The sequence below is a fragment of the uncultured Parvibaculum sp. genome (assembly GCF_963975745.1).
GTDB lineage: Bacteria > Pseudomonadota > Alphaproteobacteria > Parvibaculales > Parvibaculaceae > Parvibaculum.
Genome location: NZ_CAXBIB010000004.1, coordinates 13,094 through 33,293, shown reverse-complemented (window position 1 = coordinate 33,293; position 20,200 = coordinate 13,094). Strand labels below are relative to the sequence as shown.

Annotated in this window: 21 protein-coding genes; 4 read left to right on the top strand and 17 right to left on the bottom strand. The window is 65.9% G+C overall.

What is annotated here, in order from left to right; genetic code table 11:
• Positions 1-9: 9 nt before the first annotated feature.
• The 3 genes from AAC071_RS04340 to AAC071_RS04330 form a co-directional block, all read right to left on the bottom strand.
• The gene (locus AAC071_RS04340) at positions 10-507 is read right to left on the bottom strand and encodes a response regulator (RefSeq protein ID WP_339830430.1); all 498 of its coding nucleotides are present in this window, start codon (positions 505-507) and stop codon (positions 10-12) included.
• 166 nt (positions 508-673) lie between these two features.
• A complete protein-coding gene (locus AAC071_RS04335; RefSeq protein WP_339830428.1) occupies positions 674-1,555 on the bottom strand; it encodes a methyltransferase domain-containing protein in 882 nt (293 codons plus the stop codon).
• 58 nt (positions 1,556-1,613) lie between these two features.
• Positions 1,614-2,537, bottom strand: coding sequence for a hypothetical protein (locus AAC071_RS04330; protein WP_339830427.1), 924 nt, complete (start codon positions 2,535-2,537; stop codon positions 1,614-1,616).
• 45 nt (positions 2,538-2,582) lie between these two features.
• Between AAC071_RS04330 and AAC071_RS04325 the strand changes: the two genes are divergently transcribed.
• On the top strand, positions 2,583-3,059 hold the full coding sequence (locus AAC071_RS04325; RefSeq protein WP_339830426.1) for an NUDIX domain-containing protein: 477 nt from the start codon (positions 2,583-2,585) through the stop codon (positions 3,057-3,059).
• Between the two features lie 3 nt (positions 3,060-3,062).
• Here the strand turns inward: AAC071_RS04325 and AAC071_RS04320 are convergent, their stop codons facing one another.
• Entirely contained in the window at positions 3,063-4,490 is a 1,428-nt protein-coding gene (locus AAC071_RS04320) for an amidase (RefSeq protein WP_339830425.1), read from the bottom strand.
• A gap of 168 nt (positions 4,491-4,658) precedes the next feature.
• Here AAC071_RS04320 and AAC071_RS04315 point away from each other — a divergent pair, with 168 nt between their 5' ends.
• Entirely contained in the window at positions 4,659-5,030 is a 372-nt protein-coding gene (locus tag AAC071_RS04315) for a hypothetical protein (protein WP_339830424.1), read from the top strand.
• Between the two features lie 18 nt (positions 5,031-5,048).
• On the opposite strand, the gene AAC071_RS04310 is transcribed toward AAC071_RS04315, so the two are convergent.
• The 3 genes from AAC071_RS04310 to wrbA are packed head-to-tail and all read right to left on the bottom strand — an operon-like array spanning position 5,049 to position 7,423.
• Positions 5,049-6,017, bottom strand: coding sequence for a glutathione S-transferase family protein (locus tag AAC071_RS04310; protein WP_339830423.1), 969 nt, complete (start codon positions 6,015-6,017; stop codon positions 5,049-5,051).
• Between the two features lie 40 nt (positions 6,018-6,057).
• Positions 6,058-6,768 carry a pirin family protein gene (locus AAC071_RS04305; RefSeq protein ID WP_339830422.1) on the bottom strand — a complete coding sequence of 237 codons (711 nt, stop codon included), beginning with the start codon at positions 6,766-6,768 and terminating at the stop codon, positions 6,058-6,060.
• Positions 6,769-6,811: 43 nt separating this feature from the next.
• Positions 6,812-7,423, bottom strand: coding sequence for an NAD(P)H:quinone oxidoreductase (gene wrbA / locus AAC071_RS04300; protein ID WP_339830420.1), 612 nt, complete (start codon positions 7,421-7,423; stop codon positions 6,812-6,814).
• A gap of 125 nt (positions 7,424-7,548) precedes the next feature.
• On the opposite strand from wrbA, the gene AAC071_RS04295 reads away from it, so the two are divergent.
• A complete protein-coding gene (locus tag AAC071_RS04295) occupies positions 7,549-8,487 on the top strand; it encodes a LysR family transcriptional regulator (RefSeq protein ID WP_339830417.1) in 939 nt (312 codons plus the stop codon).
• Here the strand turns inward: AAC071_RS04295 and AAC071_RS04290 are convergent.
• Together AAC071_RS04290 and AAC071_RS04285 are read right to left on the bottom strand one after the other, a co-directional pair.
• Positions 8,460-8,624: a hypothetical protein gene (locus AAC071_RS04290; RefSeq protein ID WP_339830414.1), complete on the bottom strand. Its 165-nt coding sequence runs from the start codon at positions 8,622-8,624 to the stop codon at positions 8,460-8,462. The two genes, AAC071_RS04295 and AAC071_RS04290, sit on opposite strands and share 28 nt — an antisense overlap.
• A 75-nt stretch (positions 8,625-8,699) precedes the next feature.
• Positions 8,700-9,614, bottom strand: coding sequence for an SDR family NAD(P)-dependent oxidoreductase (locus AAC071_RS04285; RefSeq protein WP_339830412.1), 915 nt, complete (start codon positions 9,612-9,614; stop codon positions 8,700-8,702).
• A 375-nt stretch (positions 9,615-9,989) separates the two neighbouring features.
• Here AAC071_RS04285 and AAC071_RS04280 point away from each other — a divergent pair, with 375 nt between their 5' ends.
• Positions 9,990-10,508: an N-acetyltransferase gene (locus AAC071_RS04280; RefSeq protein ID WP_339830410.1), complete on the top strand. Its 519-nt coding sequence runs from the start codon at positions 9,990-9,992 to the stop codon at positions 10,506-10,508.
• Here AAC071_RS04280 and AAC071_RS04275 read toward each other — a convergent pair.
• From AAC071_RS04275 to AAC071_RS04240, 8 genes are all read right to left on the bottom strand, one after another.
• On the bottom strand, positions 10,505-11,449 hold the full coding sequence (locus AAC071_RS04275; protein WP_339830408.1) for a zinc ABC transporter substrate-binding protein: 945 nt from the start codon (positions 11,447-11,449) through the stop codon (positions 10,505-10,507). The two genes, AAC071_RS04280 and AAC071_RS04275, sit on opposite strands and share 4 nt — an antisense overlap.
• Positions 11,450-11,462: 13 nt before the next feature.
• Entirely contained in the window at positions 11,463-12,335 is an 873-nt protein-coding gene (locus tag AAC071_RS04270) for a metal ABC transporter permease (protein ID WP_339830406.1), read from the bottom strand.
• Complete coding sequence (locus tag AAC071_RS04265; protein ID WP_339830404.1) at positions 12,332-13,063, bottom strand: metal ABC transporter ATP-binding protein; 732 nt, start codon at positions 13,061-13,063, stop codon at positions 12,332-12,334. Before AAC071_RS04265 ends, AAC071_RS04270 begins: the two co-directional genes overlap by 4 nt.
• The gene (locus tag AAC071_RS04260; RefSeq protein WP_339830401.1) at positions 13,060-13,209 is read right to left on the bottom strand and encodes a hypothetical protein; all 150 of its coding nucleotides are present in this window, start codon (positions 13,207-13,209) and stop codon (positions 13,060-13,062) included. The genes AAC071_RS04265 and AAC071_RS04260 overlap by 4 nt, the downstream gene beginning before the upstream one ends.
• Before the next feature lie 101 nt (positions 13,210-13,310).
• Complete coding sequence (locus AAC071_RS04255) at positions 13,311-15,386, bottom strand: hypothetical protein (RefSeq protein ID WP_339830398.1); 2,076 nt, start codon at positions 15,384-15,386, stop codon at positions 13,311-13,313.
• Between the two features lie 9 nt (positions 15,387-15,395).
• Entirely contained in the window at positions 15,396-18,200 is a 2,805-nt protein-coding gene (locus AAC071_RS04250; RefSeq protein WP_339830395.1) for a DUF4159 domain-containing protein, read from the bottom strand.
• 2 nt (positions 18,201-18,202) lie between these two features.
• Complete coding sequence (locus tag AAC071_RS04245; protein ID WP_339830392.1) at positions 18,203-19,147, bottom strand: DUF58 domain-containing protein; 945 nt, start codon at positions 19,145-19,147, stop codon at positions 18,203-18,205.
• 15 nt (positions 19,148-19,162) lie between these two features.
• Entirely contained in the window at positions 19,163-20,161 is a 999-nt protein-coding gene (locus tag AAC071_RS04240; protein WP_339830389.1) for a MoxR family ATPase, read from the bottom strand.
• Positions 20,162-20,200: the final 39 nt, after the last annotated feature.

The following is a 20,200-nucleotide window of genomic DNA, read 5'->3' as shown; positions in this document are numbered from 1 at the left end:
GTCGGTTCCTCACAGAAGGGCCACGGCGCCGCGACGGTCGATGCCATCGAATGGTTGGTCGCGGCGGCGACGGTCCGGACCGCGATAGGTCGGAGTCTCGACGAACTGGCGCGGGCGGTCGATCACCTGGATCAGCCGCTGATAGAGGCCGCGGGCCGAGATCGGTTTGGACAGAAATTCGGTGATGCCGATGTCGCGCGCCCGCTCGATGGAGGCGAGATCGGTGTGGCCCGAAACCATGATGATCGGCACCATGCCGAGCGCACCGGCCGTGATGTTGCGCAGCCGTTCGGCGAAGGCAAAACCGTCAACCGGGAGCATTGCCGCATCGGTGATAACGATGTCGGGTTCGTAGCGGCGAAACAGTTCCCAGGCTTCGTCGCCCTCGGCCGCGACGTGAACGTCGGTGACACCCAGTGCATGCAGCAGCGTCATCAGCAGATGCCGCATATATGAGCTGTCGTCGACGACCAGAACGGTCAGCGATTTGAAGATCGATTGAGTCATGCCCCCACCCCGAAATGAAACGGACGGGGCCCGCGGGGCGTGTTCGCACTGCCCACCCGTTTCAACCTTTACAGGCCTCAACCTTAACGGCCGTTTCTTAAGAAAATGGAATCGCCCCGGGGCCGCCCGCCGGCAATCGTGCCGGGGAGGGACGGCCGTCGGGCGGTCAGGCGCGCGCCGTGACCAGCCAGATCGCGCCGCCCAGTGCCACGCCTTCGGGGCCGACATGGTGCGTCAACGCCTCGCGCACCGCGTCGGCGGTTCCTGCCCGTTGGGTGTCGTCCAGTTCCCTGAAGATGCGGGACAGGGGGCCGATGTCCAGTGTCTGCTGCAGCGCGTCGGCGACGGGGTCGGGACCGCTGCCGACGACCAGCGTCGCATCGAAGGGTTCGATTTCGATGGTGCTGTAGCCGGCGCTCGTCAGGACGCCGTGAAAGCGGTCGCGGTCGTCAAAGGCAAAGGGGCCGGGTGCGCCCGGAACAGCTGGCTCCTGTTTCGGTATGTGCGGCAAAGCGGCAAAGAGCGGGACGGAAACCCAGGCGTTTTCCTTCATCGGCCGCCAGCAGGCGAAGGCGACGCGGCCGCCAGATGTCAGGGCCTTGCGCATATGCGTGAATGCCGGGACCTGCTCGAGAAAGAACATGATGCCGAAACGGGAAGCAAGAAGATCGAACGAGCCCGGCGGGAAGGTATGCGTCGATGCATCGGCCAGCATGAATTCCGCGCTGCTGTTCAGCGCCGCGGCGCGCTGCCGCGCCCGGGCGATCATGGGCTGGGAGATGTCGACGCCGAGCGTATGTCCGGCAGCGCCTGCATGGGCCGCGATTTCGAAAGTCGTCGCGCCGCAGCCGCAGCCGACATCCATGACCCGTTCGCCGGGCCGGACGGCGCCGAGCCGCAAGACCGCATCGGAGAAGGGCTGCAGCATGCGATCGAGCTTGTCCTGGTAATGCGCCCAGCGGTTGCCGGCGTCGCCGTTCCAGTATTCGATCTGCTCGGCGTTGGGGCCTTCGGTTGCCAGGCGTCCCTCTGCGGTGTTCTGCGTCATCATGCGACCTCCCGATTTTGGCGGTCACCATAGCACGAGATCCGAGCAGCAGAATGGGCTAGCGGTCCGTGACGTCCTGGTCGGACGAGTCCTCGGATTCGGCGGCAGGTTCGTCGGCGATGGCCCGTTCGTCGCCGTTCAACCTGCTGGCCAGGGCGCGCAGCTTTTCCTCGACCGCGCCCATGCCGAGCTGGTATTCGGCATCGGATGCCGCTGCGCTTTCGGCGTCCTGGGCGTCGATGCCGGTCGGAAGTTGCGTTTCGATGGCATGCGACCCCGCCAACGCCATCAGGCGGGCCAGGCGGTCGGCAATCAGCGCGGCATGATCGGCGAAGCGCTCGGCGCCGCCCGCGGCAAGCAAACGGGCCGCAGCCAGTTCTGCAGCGATGGATTCGATCTCGGCATCCTCGGCGAAGGCGCTGCGGGGCGGTGAAAGCGAAAGACCGCCGGGCCCCGTTGTCAGATTGACGACGGGAATAGAGACGCCGGCGCGGTCGTCGCCGTCGAGCGCGATCTGAAAGCTCGTATACTGTCCGCCGATGCGGCGGCCACTGATCAGATTGATGCGATTGTGCGAGGCCGAGCCGACGATGGCATCGATTTCCGCGCGAAGGTCATCGTAGCGGTCGGCCAGCAAGGCGCGGCGTCCGATGTCGGCGCTCCGTCCGGCATCTGCAACCAGATCGGCAGCTTCGCGCAGGCGTTCGGTCACGGCGTCGATCGCGAGAACGGCCGTCTCGATGGTGCTGAGTGCGGTCGCGATCCGCTGTCCAAGTTCGGCGGCCGAGAGCGACCCCGATGCCGTGGCCGTGCTGCGCAAGGCACGGCGGAGCGCCTCCGGCGACACGCGCGGCGCTTCTTCCGGCGTCGGCGGCTCAAGTTTCCGCCGCGCGATCAGACGAGAGAAAAGTCCCATATCGATCTGCCTGTCCGGCGCGATGGCGCGCCCCGCGCAGACTAGCGCAGCGAGGGTTGACGACATCTAAAGGCGCCGCCCGGGTCGCCTTACCGTGCTAGATTGGGGCCGATGTCCGATTTTCGTGCCCCTCTCTGGAAGATTGTCCGGCCGTTGGCCCGGCTTTACTGGCGGTTGCGCCGGCCCTTGACGGCCGGCGTGCGCGCGGTCGTGTTCGATTCCGAGGGCCGCGTTCTGCTGGTGCGGCATACCTATATTGCGGGATGGTATCTGCCCGGCGGCGGTGTCGATCGCGGCGAGACGATGCGGGCCGCGCTGCGGCGCGAACTTGACGAGGAGGTGGGGGTGCTGGTCCATGGCGAGCCGAAGCTCGCCGGACTTTATGCCAATTTCCGCGAATTCAAATCCGATCACGTCGCACTGTATGTGCTGGACCACGGTACGTATGAGCACGTACCGCGCAAAAGCGCGGAGATCGCCGAAGCAGGTTTCTTTTCGCCGGGGGCGCTGCCTGCGGAAATCAGCGCCTCGACGCGGCGACGGATCGCGGAAGTCTTCGAGGGGCGCGTACCGGACGAATTGTGGTAGCGCTCAGCGCGCCGGCCTGCGTTCGGCCCAGGGCCGCGCTTCCTCAAGTTGCGCGGCGAGGCGGAACAGCGTCGCTTCGTCGCCGTACCTGCCGGTGAACATTGTGCCGATGGGAAGGCCGGCCGCATTCCAGTCGAGTGGCATCGACATCGAGGGTTGACCGGTCATGTTGGCGATGGCGGTACCCGGCATGTATTCGTAGCTGACACGCATGTAGTTGCCGACATCCTCGGTCATCATGTCGAGTGTGCCGAGCGGCATTGGCGGTATGCCCAGTGTCGGCGCGAGAAATATGTCGTAATCCTCGTGGAAGGCGGCCATCTGACGGCCAAGACGATGGATGAACAGGGTCGCATCGGCGTAATCGGTGCTGTCGCGCATCCGGGCGGCCTGCGCGATCAGCCATGTGATGTGTTCGACATCGTTCTGCGTGACCTCGCGGCCCAATGCTGCGGCGCGCTGCCGGAGAGTCAGCGCCGTGTTGGCGCCGACGATCGTGCCCTGATGGCGGCTGATCTCTTCGCGATCAAGGGTCGGGCTGGCCTCTTCGACATGATGACCCAGGCTCTCGCAGAGCCGCGCCGTGTCCTCGACCGCTTTCACCACATCCGGGTGACAGGCCGAACCGTCCGAGCGTCGTGTCGTGAAAGCAATACGCAGCCGGCCGGGCTTTGCGCCGACTTCCTGCAGGAAGGGACGCGTCTGTGCCGGTGCCGCATAGGGATCGCCCGGCGCTTCGCCGGCCGTCGCATCGAGCAGCGCGGCGCTGTCGCGCACCGAGCGCGAAACGACATGCGAAATCGACATGCCGGACCAGCCCTCGCCACGATCCGGTCCCATCGGCGTTCGGCCGCGTGTCGGCTTCATTCCGAACAAGCCGCAGGCTGCGGCCGGAATGCGGATCGAGCCGCCGCCGTCGCTGGCATTGGCAAAGGGGAGGATGCCGGCCGCGACGGCTGCCGCGGCGCCGCCCGACGAGCCGCCCGGCGAGCGGGTGAGGTCCCATGGGTTTCGCGTCGGGCCATAGAGGCGCGGTTCGGTGGTTCCGGCCAGTCCGAATTCAGGCGAGTTGGTCTTGCCGAAGATGACGAGGCCTGCCGTCAGGTAACGTTCGGTCAGCGTCGAATTGTGATCGGCTCGGTTGCCCTCGAAAAGCGCCGAGCCGTAGGTCGTCACCGTGCCGTCGAGCAGGAGGTGGAGATCCTTCAGCAGAAAGGGGACGCCGCGAAACGGACCATCCGGCAGTCCCCGCGCGATCTGCGCGCGGGCCTCGTCATAATGCTTCAGGACGACGGCGTTGATCTTCGGATTGATTGCCTCGGTGCGGGCGATGGCCTCATCGAGCAGTTCGGCCGGACTGACGTCGCCGCGTTTGACGAGAGCGGCGAGCGCCATGCCGTCATACCTATCATAGTCCGCGAACCCCGCCATTTGTCCGGTCCCCCTCAATTTCCCGTGATCCCGCTGCCGATCTTAGGGAGGGCGTGGCGCCGCGCCATGATTTTTTTCCGCCACAATTGCGACCTAGGAATCTCGATCTGCGGGGTACAGCATATTGCGTGCACATGCCAAAGAGGGCATGGAACGATGGAGGTTGCCATGAAAAAGACAATTCTCGGCGGTTGTGTGGCTGCGGGTCTCATGCTGGGCGGTATCGGCGCGGCGCAGGCAACCGACACCGTCGACTGGAATGCGCTGCCGTCGGATGACGCGGCGCTGCAACAGCTCGATACCAGGCAAGAGCGTGCGTTGCGACAGGCCGTCCGTCATTGCGGCAGCCTTCATCGCACGCAGCATCAGCGCGATGCATGTGTCTATATCGATGTCGACCGTGTGATGCGTCAAAGCGACGATGCGGCCCTGAAGGCCTATCATTTCGCCTTGCCGCGCTCGCTGCGCTACAATGAGCACCGGAATACGGGTCTGGCCATCGAGCAGGTTCAGGCGAAACGCGAGCGGGCGGCCGACTGACGATCGGCATTTTCCGCTCTAGTGCGGCGGTCCGCCAAGATCGAGGATCGGGCCCTTTGGCACGATGCCGGTCGGGTTGATCGTCTTGTGGCTGCCGTAATAATGCTTCTTGATGTGATCGAAATTCACGGTCTCCGCGACTCCGGGTACCCGATAGAGTTCGCGCATGTAACGCGACAGGTTCGGATAGTCGGCGATGCGGCGCAGGTTGCACTTGAAGTGTCCGTGATAGACCGCATCGAAACGGATCAACGTCGTGAAGAGACGCCAGTCGGCTTCGGTCAAGCGGTCGCCGGCCAGCCAGCGCTGCGCTGACAGGCGCTGCTCGATCCGGTCGAGTTCGGCAAAGAGCGCCGTGACGGCTTCCTCATAGACCGTTTGCTCGGTGGCAAAGCCTGCCTTGTAGACGCCGTTGTTGACGTTGTCGTAGACGGATTTGTTGGTGCCGTCGATTTCTGCGCGCAAGTCGGCGGGATAGAAGTCGCGTGTGTCGTCGACGCCTTCGATGCCGTCGAAAGCCGTGTTGAACATGCGGATGATGTCGGCGGATTCGTTGGAAACGATCGCTTTTGTTTTCTTGTCCCAGAGTACCGGCACCGTGACGCGGCCGGTGTAGTCGGGGTCTGCCAGCGTGTAGACTTCATGAAGCTTCGTCTTGCCATTGATTTCGTCGCGCGTGCCGCCGTCGCCGCGCATGGTCCAGCCGTCTTCGAGCATCAACGGGTCGACGACCGAAACCGAAATCGCGCCTTCGAGCTTCTTGAGCGCGCGGAAGATCAGCGTTCGGTGCGCCCAGGGGCAGGCCAGCGAAACATAGAGATGATAGCGTCCGGCCTCGGCCCTGAAGCCGCCCTCGCCGGTCGGGCCGGCCGCGCCGTCCGCCGTGACCCAGTTGCGAAACACCGACTGCTGTCGTTCGAAGCGGCCGCCGGTCGATTTGGTGTCGTATCCCTTGTCGGTCCATTTGCCGTCGACCAGAAGTCCCATGACGGTGTCCTTTCCTTGTGTATCCGTTCGTTTCTGACGTTCAGTGTTCGGGCGGCAGGTCGACCATCAGAATTTCGGCGTCTTCGCCGGCGCGGATGACGATCCTGTCTTCATCGCGGATGGCGGCGCCGGCGCGCTCGGGCACCAGCGTGCCGTTGATCGTGACGCTGCCTTTCGCCGGCACGAGATAGACAAGTCGACCGCTCTCGACGACATGGGTCACCTCGGTGCCCGCGTCGAGCGTTGCCCCGAGAATTTCGGCATCCTGCGCAATCCAGAGCGCCTCGGCGGGTGCGTTGGCCCGGCCGCTGGCAAGCGGCACCAGCTTTCCCTTCCTGTCCTGCTTCGGAAAGGAGGCCATTTCCCAGCGCGGGCGAAGGCCGCGCTGTGCCGGTTCGATCCAGATCTGAAAAAGCTGTGTGTCGCCGGCCTCGAGATTCCATTCCTCGTGCAGGATGCCCTTGCCGGCGGACATCACCTGCACATCGCCGGCCTTGGTGCGGCCTTCATTGTTGAGGTGATCGCGATGGGTGATCGCGCCATCGCGAATATAGGTGATGATCTCCATGTCGCGATGGCCGTGCTGCGGAAAGCCGGTGCCGGGGCGGATGCGATCGTCGTTCCAGACGCGCAGCTTGCCCCAGCCCATGCGCGCGTCATCATGATAGCCGGCAAAGGAGAAGTGATGCTTCGCCTCCAGCCAGCCATGGTCGGCGTACCCGAGGCTTTCGAATGTACGAATGTCGATCATGATGTTCTCCCGGCGGCCGGTTTTGCGTCGTTCGGACCGCGCGCTAGTTTTTCAGCTTCTTTGCGATGGCCGCGACATGCGCGCCCTGCTTGCGGGCGAGGCTCAGTTCCTTTCCGCTCGGGGTACGGCTGCCGTCGCCGCCCGCCAGCGTCGAGGCGCCATAGGGCGAGCCGCCGCGCACTTCCGAAATGTCGAAGAGTTCCTCGCCGACAGCATAGGGCAGGCCGACAACGACCATGCCGTGATGCAGCAGCGTCGAATGGAACGAGGTGATGGTCGTCTCGTTGCCACCGCCGGTGCCTGTCGAGGTGAAGACGCTGCCGGGCTTGCCGGTGAGGGCGCCTTTCGACCAGAGGCCGCCGGTCTGATCGAGGAAGGTCCGCATCTGACCGGTCATGTTGCCGAAGCGGGTGGGGCTGCCGAAGACAATGCCGTCATAGTCGGCCAGCTCCTGCGGCTTCGCGACCGGGGCTTCCTGGTCGACTTTCATGCCGGCCGATTTCATCGCCTCTTCCGGCATGGTCTCGGGTACGCGCTTCAGCGTTACCTCGACGCCGTCGACGCTGCCGGCGCCCTCGGCAACCGTCTTCGCCAGGGTTTCGATGTGTCCGTAAGAGCTGTGATAGAGGACGAGAATTCTGGTCTTGTCGGTCATGACGTTCTCCTGTTCAGGCCCCCCGAAAGGGAAGTAGTCAAATCCATGCCTCCTATCTAATTGATCTTTAAAGGGATACAATCGCTAGAAATTGGAACTAATTGTTGCTTCCTAGGAACAATTTGATGGCGGATCTCAACGGGTTTGCGGTTTTTGCACGGGTGGTCGAACTCGGCGGCTTCACGGCGGCGGCCGATGCGCTCGGGCTCTCCAAATCGGTTGTCAGCCGCCAGGTTTCGGCGCTGGAGGATCAGCTCGGCGTTCGCCTGCTCAACCGGACGACGCGTCGGATCGCGGTGACGGAGGCGGGTGCGGTCGTGTTCGAGCATGCCAGCCGCATCGTCGCCGAGGCCGAACAGGCGGCCGAGGAAGCCAATTGCATCGAAGGCGCCGTGCGCGGGCGCCTGCGCGTCAACGCGCCGATGAGTTTCGGCATTCTCGAACTCGGACCGGCTTTGCCGGCCTTTCTGGCGCGTTATCCCGATCTCGATGTCGAGCTTGTGCTCAACGATCGCCGCGTCGATCTGATCGAGGAGGGCTTCGACGTTTCGTTGCGCATTTCGGAACTTGAGGATTCAAGCCTGATCGCGCGCCAGCTTGCGCCGGTCGAGCGTTTCGTCGTCGGCGCGCCGGCCTATTTCGAAAGCCACGGGCATCCGGCGCGGCCGGCCGATCTCGCCCGGCACTCCTTCCTGCTCTATACGCTGCTGGCAAGGCCCGGGCAGATGACCTTCGTCCATGCCGAGGGCCGGCGCGAAACGGCCGAGGTCAAGGGACGCTTCTTCTGCAACAATGCCGATGCGATGCTGCCGCTGATGCGGGCGGGCACGGCGCTCTGCCTCGCACCCGATTTCATCTGCCATGAGGAGTTGCGCGCCGGCCGGCTGGTGCGGGCGCTCGCGGACTGGTCGATGCCGCCCTTGCGGCTCCATGTCATCTATCCGCATGCGCGGCATCTCTCGGCCAAGGTGCGTGCCTTCGTCGATTTCGCGGTCGAACATTTCGGGCCGGGCCGGGCGCGGTGGGAGGGGGCCGGTCAGTCCACCTCGCCGGTCTCGGACTGATCGTCCTCGATCGGCGGCTCGTCCTTCTTGCGCGCATATTTGCGCTTCGGCTTGACGACGCGCTTGCGGAACAGCGGATCGGCCAGCGCTTTGGCCACCGGGTTGCGCGGTTTCGGTGGCGGCTTTCGTTTGGTCATGCGGGCCTCCGGACATGCAAACGGCCGGGTCATTGGAGACCCGGCCGCGACTTCTGTCCAGCTCGGGCTGACGGTTCAGACCGGTTCCCAGGTGAACACCGAACCCGTATTGCCGAGATCGGTGTAGCCGCCGGCCATGGCCGGGAAGGCGTGGGAGAGGATCGTTTCCGGCGTCCAGCCGTCGATGCGGGCGACGCTCTTGACCGGCCGGGGCTGCGAGAAGAGCACGATTTCGTTGCCGCGCACGGCAAAGATCTGCCCGTTGGCGTTACAGCCGGGGGCGGCCAGCGCCACCGCGAAATTGCCGACCTGCTCGGCGCGCATCGCATTCTTCATGCGTTCGACGCGCTTGGCCGATTCCTCATCCTTGACCGGAATGGTCGCGATCATGCGTGTCCAGGCGAAGGGCGCGATGATGTTGGAGCGCACATTCTTGGCTGCGCCTTCCATCGCGATGATGCGCGAAAGACCGGCAATGCCCATCTTGGCGGCGGCGTAGTTGGCCTGGCCGATATTGCCGATCAGGCCGGAGGTCGAGGTGAAGAGGACGAAGTTGCCGTCCTGCTGCTCACGGAAATGATTGATGGCGGCGCGGGTGATGTTGTAGCTGCCCTTCAGATGCACTTCGAGAACGGCGTCCCAGTCCTCGTCGGGCATCTTGTGGAACATGCCGTCGCGCAGGATGCCGGCCGGGCTGATGATCGAGTGCAGGCCGCCGAAGGTGTCGAGCGCCTGGGTGATCATGTTCTCGGCGCCGGACTTCAGCGAGACACTGTCGGAATTGGCGACCGCTTCGCCGCCCGCCGCCTTGATCTCGTCGACGGTCTTCTGCGCGGCCGAGGCATTGCCCTCATCGCCGCCCTTGACGCTGCCGCCGAGATCGTTGACGACGACCTTGGCGCCCTGTTGCGCCGCGATCAGCGCGCATTCGCGGCCGATGCCACCCGCCGCGCCGGTGACCAGCACCACCTTGCCCTCAAGAAGTCCCATGGCTTGCTCCCTGTCTCTCGTTGTCCGGAGGATTTCCGTGTTGGCGGGCAAGCTAGCCGATGGGTACGGGCCCGTTCCAGCCTTTTTCGGGCCGGCTGTGGCCGTCCTGACGCTTTACGCAAGGATTTGGCCATGCTACCGGACTATCCTTTCAGGGCAATGGCCGCGATCCCACCGGACGCGGCGCCAGATGGGTTGACGCAAATGGCATGCGGCGCGACGCAGCGACGACGAATGAGGGAAGGGCGCCCCGGTGCGCCCCGTCCCGTGCGCGTCCGCGCCATCCGTCCGTTCCGCGTCTGAGCGCGCGGCGCGGCGGCGCGGCGGGCAGGCACTTCGTCCCGTTTTCGCCTCCCTTGCCTGAAAGAAATACCAATGTTTGAAATCGTAGCCGAGCGGCCCGAGCACGGGCCGGCCATCGAAACGCTGCTCGATCTGTCCTTCGGTCCCGGTCGTTATGCCAAGGCCGCACAACGGTTGCGCGAGGGCAATCATCCGGTGCCGGAGCTCTGCTATGTCGCCTTTGCGGGCGAGGGGGCGGAGCGGCGCATGGTCGGCGCGTTGAGCTTCTGGCCGGTCGTCATCGGCGGTGTGCCGGGGTTGATGCTGGGCCCGCTCGCCGTCGAGCCGCAACTGCGCGGCAAGGGCTGCGGCATCCAGCTGATGGAGCGTGGCCTCGCCGATGCCAAGAAGCTCGGCTACCGGCTGGTGATCCTGGTCGGCGATGCGCCTTACTACGCCAGGGTCGGCTTCGGCCCCGTGCCTCCCGGCCGCCTCACCATGCCGGGGCCGGTCGATCCGGCGCGGCTGCTCTATCGCGAGCTCGACATCGGCGCCTTCAGCGGCGTCAGGGGCGCGATCGAGAAGCCGAAATCCGTGCGCTCGGCCGGTTAGTTCTTCAGCATCGCCGCGACCAGCCGGGGCACGTTGTGTCGGAACATCGCGACATAGGTCGGGGCATCGCCGTCCGGACCCGACAGGGCATCCGAATAGAGTGCGCCGCCCATTTCGGCGCCGGTCTCGCGCGAGATGGTTTCCATCATGCGCGCGTCCGACATGGTTTCGATGAAGAGCGCCTTGATGTTCCCGGCGCGGATCTGGTCGATCAGCCGCGCCAGGGTCTGCGCGCTCGGCTGCGCGCCGCCGGAAAAACCGAGCGGGGCGTGGAATTCGACGCCGTAAGCATCGCCGAAATAGCCGAAGGCATCATGCGTGGTGATGACCTTGCGCCTGTCCGGCGGCACCTTGCCGATCTCGGCGCGCACCCAGGCATCGAGTTCCTTCAGCTCGGCGATATATGTTTCGGCATTTGTCGCATAGGCGTCGGCGTTGGCCGGATCGGCCGCGGCCAGCGCCTCGGCGATGTTGCGCACATAGACGATGCCGTTGGCCGCATTCTGCCAGGCATGCGGATCGAAATCCTGCGGCACGGATGGATAGCCCTGCTCGTCATGGCTGTGTCGGTGATCGTGCCCGTGGTCATGCGCATGGTCGTCTTCCATCTCGCGCGGGGTGATCCCGAAGCTGGCAACGGCATAGGTTGCCTCGCTCTTCGCGGCTGCGGCGAGGCGCACCATCCAGGGTTCGAAACCGAGACCGTTGATGACAAGAAGATCGGCATCGGCGAGAGCGGCAGCATGGGACGGACCGGGCTCGAATGTATGGGCATCGCCGTCCGCTCCGATCAGCACCGTCAGCGCCACCCTGTCGCCGGCAACACGTTCGACCATGTCGCCGAGTATGCTGAAGCTCGCCACGACCTTCAGCGGTTCGGCGGCGAGCGGCGTCAGACCGATCGTCAGAAAAAAAGTGATGCAGGCAACCAGGTTTTTCATTCACGTGCCTCCGTCAGTCATGGAAATGCGCGCGCGGGAAATAACGCGTGCGCAGGCTGTCGCGGGTGCCGAGCAGGATCGAGCCGAGATAGAATCCGCCGGCGGTCAGGATGATCGCGGGGCCGGAAGGCAGGCTGAAATTATAGGAGATCAGCAGGCCGATCAGGCCGGAGGCGAAGGCCATCGCGACCGAGAGCGCGGCCAGCGACCAGACGGCACCGGCCCAGAAGCGCGCCGCCGCCGCCGGCAACATCATCAGGCCGAGCGCCATCAACGTGCCGAGCGCCTGGAAGCCGGCAACGAGGTTCAGCACCACCAGCGTCAGAAAGACGAAATGCCAGAACGTACCGCCGCCGGTCGTTGCGCGCAGGAAGGCCGGGTCGAAACATTCGATCACTAGCGGCCGGTAGATCAGCGCCAGCGTCACCAGCGTCAGGCTGGCGATCGCGGCGACCAGCAACAGGGCGCCGTCGTCGACCGACAGGATGGTGCCGAAGAGCACATGCAGCAGATCGACGCTCGAGCCGCGCATCGAGACGATCAGCACGCCGAGCGCGAGGCTGATCAGATAGAAGCCGGCAAGGCTCGCGTCTTCCCGGAGTGCCGTCACGCGACTGACCAGGCCGGCCAGCAGCACCACCGTCAGGCCGGCAATGAAACCGCCCAGACTCATGGCCCAGAGCGAGAGACCGGCGACGAGGAATCCGATCGCCGCGCCGGGCAGGATCGCATGGCCCATTGCGTCGCCCATCAGGCTCATCCGGCGCAGGACCAGAAAGGTGCCGACGGGCCCCGCGCCCAGCGCCAGCGCCAGGCAGGCGACCAGCGCGCGGCGCATGAAGCCGTATTCGACGAAGGGTTCGATCAGCGCCGCATAAAGCATCATGCCGCGTCGCTCCAGCTGTCGGAGATATAGCGCGCGCGGCGCAGGTTTTCCGGCGTCAGCGCTTCGGCGGCCGGACCCCAGGCCACGGGTTCGCGCGCCAGCAGCAGAACTTGCGGGAAGGCGGCGCGAACGCGCTCGATGTCATGCAATACCGCGATCACGGTGCGGCCTTCCTCGTGCCAGCGATGCACGAGATCCATCAGATCGGCGGCCGTGCGTTCGTCGATCGCGGCAAAGGGCTCGTCGAGCAGGATGACGCCCGCATCCTGCAGCATCAGCCGGGCGAAAAGGACGCGCTGGAATTGTCCGGCCGACAGACTGCCGACCTGGCGGTATTCGAAGCCCGCAAGGCCGACTGCGCCGAGCGCCGCACGGGCCCGTGCGGTCAGGCCGCCGGTAATGGCGCCGAACAGTCCGATCTCGGCCCAGAGCCCCAGCGATACCGCATCGATGACGCTGATCGGGAAGCTGCGGTCGACCTCGGCCAGTTGCGGCAGATAGGCAAGGCCGCGTCGCGTCAGGCCGTTCATGCGCACTTCACCCTCGTCGGCCGCGACAAGACCGGCAATGGTTTTCAGCAGCGTGCTCTTGCCGGCGCCGTTCGGGCCGACAATGGCTGTCAGGCTGCCCGGGGCAAAGCAGCCGGTGAGATGATGCACCGCCGGCTCGCGGTCATAGGCGACCGTCAGGTCCTTGATATCGATGGCGGGAACGGTTCGAGGATTCATCGCGCCAGCGCCCAGAAGACGGCCAGCCAGAGCCCGGCAAGTGCCGCAGCGGCCACGGCCAGCCGCGCGGGCAGGCCCGATCCGAAGACGCTGACACGCGGCCGGTCTGCCGGCGCGCGTACGGGCTCATGGCGATGGTCGGCCACAGGAATCTCCAGCAGGCTCAACGGATGTAATAATATAACATCGGGAAACTAGGCGCTAATCCCGGAAGCCGCAAGCGACAAAAGAAGGGCAGGCCGGCCGGTCAGCGGCCCTCGCGCCACCAGGCCAGCGCCAGCGTGCCGAGGATCAGCAGCAGGGCCAGCGGTCCAACCAGCAGCGGCGTCTGGCGGACCGCATGGACCAGATATCGCTCGTTGCGGCGCAGGCCGAGCCAGTTGTCGCCTGCCGCCTGGCGGTTGGCGCGGACCGAGCGAATGCCGGGCGTCGCGTCGGCATTTTCGCCAACCCACCAGACCCCGCCGCCGGTCGCCCGGGCCAGCGGCTGCATCGGCTTGTCGGCGGCCCGGACATCGGCAAACTCGCGCGGGTTCAGCGCTCCTGCTGCCGCGACAACGTCGAGTTCGCCCTGCGATACGCGATAGAGACCCAGTTCGCGCACCGGCACGGTCGACGCGAACTGGCCGGGTGCGGTTTCGTCGAGCGCGACTTCGGTAATGGCGCCGGACGGCGCCGTCACGATGGCCGGCGGCGTTGCCTCTTCCATGGTGCGGCGCTCGATGGTCAGCATGTCGCGCTGCACCGAAGCGGTCAGCTTTTCCTCCTCGAGATCAGGCTCCTTCATCAGCCAGTGGGCGAGGCGCCGCAGCAGCTCGGCCTGCGGTCCACCGCCCTCATAGCCGCGCGACCAGAGCCAGACGTGATCGGAGAGAATCTGGGCAACCCGGCCCTTGCCGGCATGATCGAGCACCATCAGCGGGCGTGCGTCGGGCGTTTCCATCAGCACCTTACCCTGGCTGACCTCGACATCGATGGTGCGGAACCAGCGGCCCCAGGCCGGCGGATCGGACTCCCCGCCGGGCAGATCGGCGGTCACCGGATGGCGCCGGCCGGTATCCGTGACCTGGGGACGGAAGCCACCCACGGTCGTTCCATTGGTTGGTTGTGCCGGCAGGATTGTCGCCAGCGGCGTGCGATAGATCGAATAGGGCGAGGCGAATGCCGGGCCCGAGGCGGCTAGGAAGGCCCCGCCATTTTCGACATAGTCGACGATGTTCAGAAAATAGGCGATCGGCAGCATGCCGCGCCGCTTGTAGCGGTCGAAGACGATCAGGTCGAACTGGTCGAGTTTCTCGTCGAAAAGCTCGCGGTCCGGAAAGGCGATCAGCGACAATTCACCGATCGGCGTGCCGTCCTGCTTTTCTTGTGGACGCAGGATGGTGAAGTGAACGAGGTCGACCGATGGGTCGGCCTTCAGCAGGTTGCGCCAGGTGCGTTCGCCCGGATGCGGTTCGCCCGACACCAGCAGCACCCGCAACCGGTCGCGAATGCCGGTTGCGACAATGACGGCGCGATTGTTGAGCAATGTCAGTTCGTCCGGGCCTTCGGCAACCTCGATCTCGATGACGTTGGCCCCACCGTGCTTCAGTGCCAGCGTGACGTCGGTCTGTTCGCCGATCGCGGTATCGACGGTTGTCTCGGGTATGCCGTCGACGGAGATCGTGACGGTTGCGCGGCCGCCCGTCGAGCCCTCATCCGCCGCGGTCTCGTCGACACGAAAGGAGAGTGCCACGGGTTCGTCGACAATGCCGAAGCGCGGCGCCTCGATGACATGCAGCCGCCGGTCCCGCTCGTTGCGGCGGCCGACGATCAGTGCGTGAACCGGGGCATCGAATCCGAGCGCTGCTGCGTTCTCCGGTATGTCGTGAACCTGACCGTCGGTGATGAATATCGCACCGGCGATGCGTTCGCGCGGTACGTCGGCAAGGCCCCGTTCCAGTGCGGTGAAAAGCGCCGAGCCCGCCTCGTCGCCGGGATTGCTCTCGACCGGGACGACGCGCGTCTCGATACCTTCCTCCCGCGCCAGGCGCTCCTGCAGCTTGGTCAGCGCTGCATCCGTCTCGGCGGCGCGGTTGCCGATCTGCTGGCTCAGGCTGCGGTCGACCACGATCGCGGCGATGTCGGGAACGGCTTCGCGCTCTTCCTGCCGGATGGTCGGGTTCAGTACCGCCAGCACCAGAATTGCCAGCGCCGCCGTGCGCCAGGGCGCACCCCTTGCGCCGCGCCAGGCGGCATAGGCCAGTGCGGCGACGCCGGGCAATGTCAGCAGCGCCACCAGCAGCACCGGCACAAGCGATTCGAAAACGATGTTCCATGCCATTTGCGTCTCCTACTGACCGAGACGCTCGAGAAGAGCAGGGACATGCACCTGGTCGGCCTTGTAGTTGCCGGTCAGCGCATACATCACGAGATTGACGCCGAAGCGGTCGGCCATTTCGCGCTGGCGCTCGCCGCCGGGGCTGACCGGGTAGAGCGGCCTTCCCGCTGCGTTGCGCGCCCAGGCGGCTGCGTAGTCGTTGGAGCCGACGACGATGGTCGAAACGCCGTCATTGGTGCGGCCCGCGTCGCGGCCGGCGGTCGCCTCGACCCAGATCTGGCCGCCATCCCAGCGGCCCGGAAAACTGTGCATCAGGTAGAAGGACTTGGTCAGCACATGATCGTCGGACAGGGGCTCGATGGCCGGCAGGTCGAGTTGGCCCAGCAAACGGCGCAGCGTCATCGTGCCGGGCGTCAGCGTTCCGACAATCGCCCGGTCCTGATCGCGTGTGTCGAACAGAATGGTGCCGCCGTTCTTCATGTAGGTGTCGATCCGGGCCAGCGCTTCGGGCGGCAGGTTCTCCTGACTCGCGGTCATCGGCCAGTAGAGGATCGGAAAGAAGGCGAGTTCGTCGCGCATCGGGTCGACGCCCATCGGTTCGCCGGGTTCGAGCGCGGTGCGCATGCGCAATACGCGGCTCAAGCCCGCCAGACCCGCCGCGCTCACCTCATCGGTCTCGCGGTCGCCGGTAATGACATAGGCGAGCCGTGTTTCAAGCGATGCGGCGAGCGCAAAGGCGTCGGCATTGCCCTGTGCGTCGGCACCGGATGCCGGGAGCAGCAGGAGCGCCGCCGTCAGTGACGGCAGGATTCGGGCGCCGAACCGGCGACGCCTGATCTTCTCGGCCTCGAAAAGACCCGTCATCCAGAGCGCGGCGACGGTGTCGAGGACGACAAGGACCAGCGCCAGCGCGAATGCGAAGGCGGCGAGGCGCATTTCGGCATTGCCGACGAAGCCCCGGCGCTCGGCGACGCCCGGCGTTTCGACAAGCGGTGTCAGGGACAGTGCCGGCGTCACAAGGTTGAGCGCCCGCGGCGCATCGGGCGGGCCATAGAGGCCGGGCGGATGGCGGGGGCCGCGCTCGACATCGTCGAAGCGGATGGCCTGAATGGCGGTCGCGGTTGCGGGCGGTGCGCCAAGGCGGCCGAACCCGTCCAGCGTTGCGACGGGGCTCAGCATTTCGCTCGAGCGGCGCGGCCCGTCGGGGCCGTCGCCGGCAGCGGCGGTGAAACCTTGCGACAGCGCCACCGTTCGCCGGAGCATTTCGACAAAGAGCCCGGACAGCGCCAGGTTCGACCAGTCGCTGTTGGCGGTTACATGAAAGAGCACGATGGTACCGTTGCCGCGCTTCGATGCGGTGACCAGCGGTGTGCCGTCCTGGAGCCGCGCCCATGTCCGGTTGTCCAGATCGGGCGCGGGCTCGGCCAGCACCTGGCGCATGACGGTCACGTCTTCGGGCAGGTCGATGCCGTGGAACGGACTGCCGGGCTCGAAGGGGGCGAGGCGCTGCGGTTCGCTCCACGACAGGGCACCGCCCAGGGCGCGGCCGCCACTGCGCAGCGGCACGGGCACCAGATCGTCGCTCCGTTCGGCAAGACGGGGTCCGGCAAAGCGGATCAGCATGCCACCTGCTTCAACCCATTGACGAACGCGTTGATAGTCTGTGGTCGGCAATGTGCCGAGATCGGCCAGAACCAGGACCGAAAGCGGTGTATCGAGCAGCGTCCCGATCTGGCTCTGTTCGCCGCTGGCGGCCTCGCGCAATTCGGCAAAGGGGGCGAGGGCGCGGCGCAGATAGTAGATGTCCGACAGCAGCGGTTGCGCCTCCTCCAGCGATGCGCCGGAGACGATGCCGGCGCTGTGCCGCCGCCAGCTCTTGTCTGTCAGTACGACGGCGCCGGCCGATGTCTCGCCGGCAATTTCGAGGCGGGCGATACGATTGCGCAATTCGAGCGGCAGGTCGAACCCGGCTTCGGCGCGCATCTCGCCGTCGGCAAAACGATAGCTCGCTTCGCCAAGAATGCCGCCTTCCTCGTTCAAGGCGCGCACGGCGCCTTCCGCTGTGTTGACCTGGCCTGCGCGCATGACCGTTGCGGTGAAGGCATGGTCCGCCGTTTGCGGCGAAAGCAACGCCAGCGCGCGGGCATCGGCGGTGGGTTCGATCAGGGTCAGGCCGGCGGTGCCGGCGATGGCCGCGAGACGGCGCGAAAAGGCAGCGCCTTGACCGTGTTCGATGCCGTCGGCGATCCAGAAGATCCGGGTATTGCCTGCGGCCAGCGTCGCGGCGGCTTCGAGATGCGACGCCAGGGCGGCCCGGTCCGGTGCGATCGGCTGCGGCTGCATCGCGCGGGCGCGCGCGGCGGCAGCGTCCGCCGCTTCGAAATTCAGTTCCGGTGCGCTGACGGTGGGCGCCGTGCCGACAAGCAGAACGGGCTGATTGTTGCGTCCGGCATCGGCGATCAGTCCATCCATCGTCGTTCGGCGGTCGCTCCAGCGGGCCGCAGCGGTCCAGCCATTGTCGACGACGATGAGAAGCGGGCCCGCGCCGGCAAGACGCTCTGCCGGGTTCCAGACCGGCTGGGCCAGCGCCAGCACGATCAGCGCGGCGATTGTCAGGCGCAGAATCAGCAGCCAGAGCGGCGTATGGGCCGGGGTTTCTTCCTCGCGGACGAGGCCGGCCAGCAGCCGGATCGCCGGAAAGCGTATGCGCTTGGGCAGCGGCGGGCTGATGCGCAACAGCCACCATATGGCCGGCAGCGCGGCGAGGCCGATCAGCATCCACGGGGCGGCAAAGGCGAGGGGACCGAACTGCAGCATGATCAGATGCCCGGGCGCGGCGGTTTGCGCGCCTCGATGGCGCCCGACAGGGCGGCATAGAGCGCCAGCAGCGCCGTTTGTGGAACGCGGTCGGTGCGATGCGTCGCAAAAGTGAAATTGATCCGCCGCGCCACGTCCATGATGCGATTGCGATGGATGTCGAGGCGCTGGCGATAGGCCTCGCGCAGATTCTGCGCGCGCCCGACCATCAGGCGCATGTCGTCCTCGACGCCTTCGAATTCGGTGCGGCCCGAAAAGGGCAGGTCTTCCTCTGCCGGATCGAGAACCTGGATCAGATGGCCGCGCACACCCTCCGCTGCATAGCCCTTGATGCGGGTGGCGATGTCTTCGGCGGGCGAGAGAAAATCGCCGATCAGGACGATCTGCGCATAGCGCGGCAGATGCTCGGGCGGCGGCAGGCTTTCGAACCTCATCGCCTCGTGGTCGACCGGTGCGTCAAGCAGTGCATGCGCCATCCGTCGCTGTGCGGCGCGTCCGTTCATCGGCGCGAAGCCGCCGCCCAGCAAGGCAACGCTTTCGCCGCCCTGCACCAGCAGGGAGGAAAGCGCCAGTGCCAGCACCGTCGCGCGATCCTTCTTCGTGCAGGGCGCAAGGTCGGAGGCGTAGTCCATCGAGGCCGAGCCGTCGCGCCAGATCCAGATGCTCTCGGCGGCCTCGCGCTCGGTCTCGCGCACGAACAGATGCGCCGAGCGCGCCGAATGCCGCCAGTCGACCGAAGAAGCCGTGTCGCCTTCGCGGAAGCGCCGGAACTGCCAGAAGGTTTCGCCCATTCCGATGCGACGGCGTCCATGCACGCCCTGCGCAACCGTCGAGGCGACATGCTCGGCTTCCGTCGCCAGGGGCGGCATGACCTCGGCCAGCGCCTCGGCCTGCTCGCGCAGGCCGGTCGCGCCCGACGGGGCAGCCGGTGATCCGGGAAGGCGCATCGCTCTCACTCGCATTCAGCTGAAATTGCGGCACAGCCTGTCGATCACGCCCGACACCGTGACGCCTTCGGCGCGGGCCGAGAAGTTCAGGGCCATGCGATGTCGCAGCACGGGCGCAGCCAGGGCCGTCACATCCTCGACCGAGGGCGAAAAGCGCCCGTCGATCAGCGCGCGGGCGCGCACCGCCAGCATCAATGCCTGGCTGGCGCGGGGGCCGGGACCCCAGGCGACATGGCGTTCGACTTCCGTCGAGGCGCCTTCTTCGGGCCGTGCCGAGCGCACCAGTTCGAGAATCGCATTGACCACCTTCTCGCCCACCGGCACGCGGCGCACCAGGCGCTGCGCGGCCATCAGGTCTTCGACGCTCATGGCAGCGCGCGCCGTCACGGTCTTTTCGCCGGTGGTGGCCAGCAGCATGCGGCGCTCGGCTTCGAGATTGGGATAGTCGACATCGACCTGCATCAGGAAGCGGTCGAGCTGCGCCTCGGGCAACGGATAGGTGCCTTCCTGTTCGAGCGGGTTCTGCGTCGCCAGGACGTGGAAAGGCGCCGGCAATTCGTAGCGCACGCCGGCCACCGTTACATGCTTTTCCTGCATTGCCTGCAGGAGCGCCGACTGGGTGCGCGGGCTGGCGCGGTTGATTTCGTCGGCCATCAGCAACTGGCAGAAGACCGGCCCCTTGATGAAGCGGAAGCTGCGATGGCCCTGATCGCTTTCCTCCAGCACTTCCGAGCCCAGAATGTCGGCCGGCATCAGATCGGGCGTGAACTGCACGCGCTTGTCGTCGAGGCCCAGCACCTGGCCCATCGTATGGACCAGCAGGGTCTTGGCCAGGCCCGGCACGCCGACCAGCAACGCGTGGCCGCCTGCCAGAACCGTCACCAGCGTCTGGTCGATCACCTGCTCCTGGCCGTAAATCACCTCGCCGATGGCCTCGCGCGCCGCCGCGATTCTGGCGCCGGTGGCCTCGATTTCCTCGACGGCAGTGCCGTCCGCTTCACTGAGTGTCTGCATTGACCTACATATACCGTATCTGCCGCATGTCGCGCTTGT

What these genes read in the sequence shown, in the direction of transcription:
- AAC071_RS04340 (WP_339830430.1), bottom strand. Translation starts at nt 507, where the DNA reads ATGACTCAATCGATCTTCAAATCGCTGACCGTTCTGGTCGTCGACGAC.
- AAC071_RS04335 (WP_339830428.1), bottom strand. Translation starts at nt 1,555, where the DNA reads ATGACGCAGAACACCGCAGAGGGACGCCTGGCAACCGAAGGCCCCAAC.
- AAC071_RS04330 (WP_339830427.1), bottom strand. Translation starts at nt 2,537, where the DNA reads ATGTCGTCAACCCTCGCTGCGCTAGTCTGCGCGGGGCGCGCCATCGCG.
- AAC071_RS04325 (WP_339830426.1), top strand. Translation starts at nt 2,583, where the DNA reads ATGTCCGATTTTCGTGCCCCTCTCTGGAAGATTGTCCGGCCGTTGGCC.
- AAC071_RS04320 (WP_339830425.1), bottom strand. Translation starts at nt 4,490, where the DNA reads ATGGCGGGGTTCGCGGACTATGATAGGTATGACGGCATGGCGCTCGCC.
- AAC071_RS04315 (WP_339830424.1), top strand. Translation starts at nt 4,659, where the DNA reads ATGAAAAAGACAATTCTCGGCGGTTGTGTGGCTGCGGGTCTCATGCTG.
- AAC071_RS04310 (WP_339830423.1), bottom strand. Translation starts at nt 6,017, where the DNA reads ATGGGACTTCTGGTCGACGGCAAATGGACCGACAAGGGATACGACACC.
- AAC071_RS04305 (WP_339830422.1), bottom strand. Translation starts at nt 6,768, where the DNA reads ATGATCGACATTCGTACATTCGAAAGCCTCGGGTACGCCGACCATGGC.
- wrbA (WP_339830420.1), bottom strand. Translation starts at nt 7,423, where the DNA reads ATGACCGACAAGACCAGAATTCTCGTCCTCTATCACAGCTCTTACGGA.
- AAC071_RS04295 (WP_339830417.1), top strand. Translation starts at nt 7,549, where the DNA reads ATGGCGGATCTCAACGGGTTTGCGGTTTTTGCACGGGTGGTCGAACTC.
- AAC071_RS04290 (WP_339830414.1), bottom strand. Translation starts at nt 8,624, where the DNA reads ATGACCAAACGAAAGCCGCCACCGAAACCGCGCAACCCGGTGGCCAAA.
- AAC071_RS04285 (WP_339830412.1), bottom strand. Translation starts at nt 9,614, where the DNA reads ATGGGACTTCTTGAGGGCAAGGTGGTGCTGGTCACCGGCGCGGCGGGT.
- AAC071_RS04280 (WP_339830410.1), top strand. Translation starts at nt 9,990, where the DNA reads ATGTTTGAAATCGTAGCCGAGCGGCCCGAGCACGGGCCGGCCATCGAA.
- AAC071_RS04275 (WP_339830408.1), bottom strand. Translation starts at nt 11,449, where the DNA reads ATGAAAAACCTGGTTGCCTGCATCACTTTTTTTCTGACGATCGGTCTG.
- AAC071_RS04270 (WP_339830406.1), bottom strand. Translation starts at nt 12,335, where the DNA reads ATGATGCTTTATGCGGCGCTGATCGAACCCTTCGTCGAATACGGCTTC.
- AAC071_RS04265 (WP_339830404.1), bottom strand. Translation starts at nt 13,063, where the DNA reads ATGAATCCTCGAACCGTTCCCGCCATCGATATCAAGGACCTGACGGTC.
- AAC071_RS04255 (WP_339830398.1), bottom strand. Translation starts at nt 15,386, where the DNA reads ATGGCATGGAACATCGTTTTCGAATCGCTTGTGCCGGTGCTGCTGGTG.
- AAC071_RS04250 (WP_339830395.1), bottom strand. Translation starts at nt 18,200, where the DNA reads ATGCTGCAGTTCGGTCCCCTCGCCTTTGCCGCCCCGTGGATGCTGATC.
- AAC071_RS04245 (WP_339830392.1), bottom strand. Translation starts at nt 19,147, where the DNA reads ATGCGCCTTCCCGGATCACCGGCTGCCCCGTCGGGCGCGACCGGCCTG.
- AAC071_RS04240 (WP_339830389.1), bottom strand. Translation starts at nt 20,161, where the DNA reads ATGCAGACACTCAGTGAAGCGGACGGCACTGCCGTCGAGGAAATCGAG.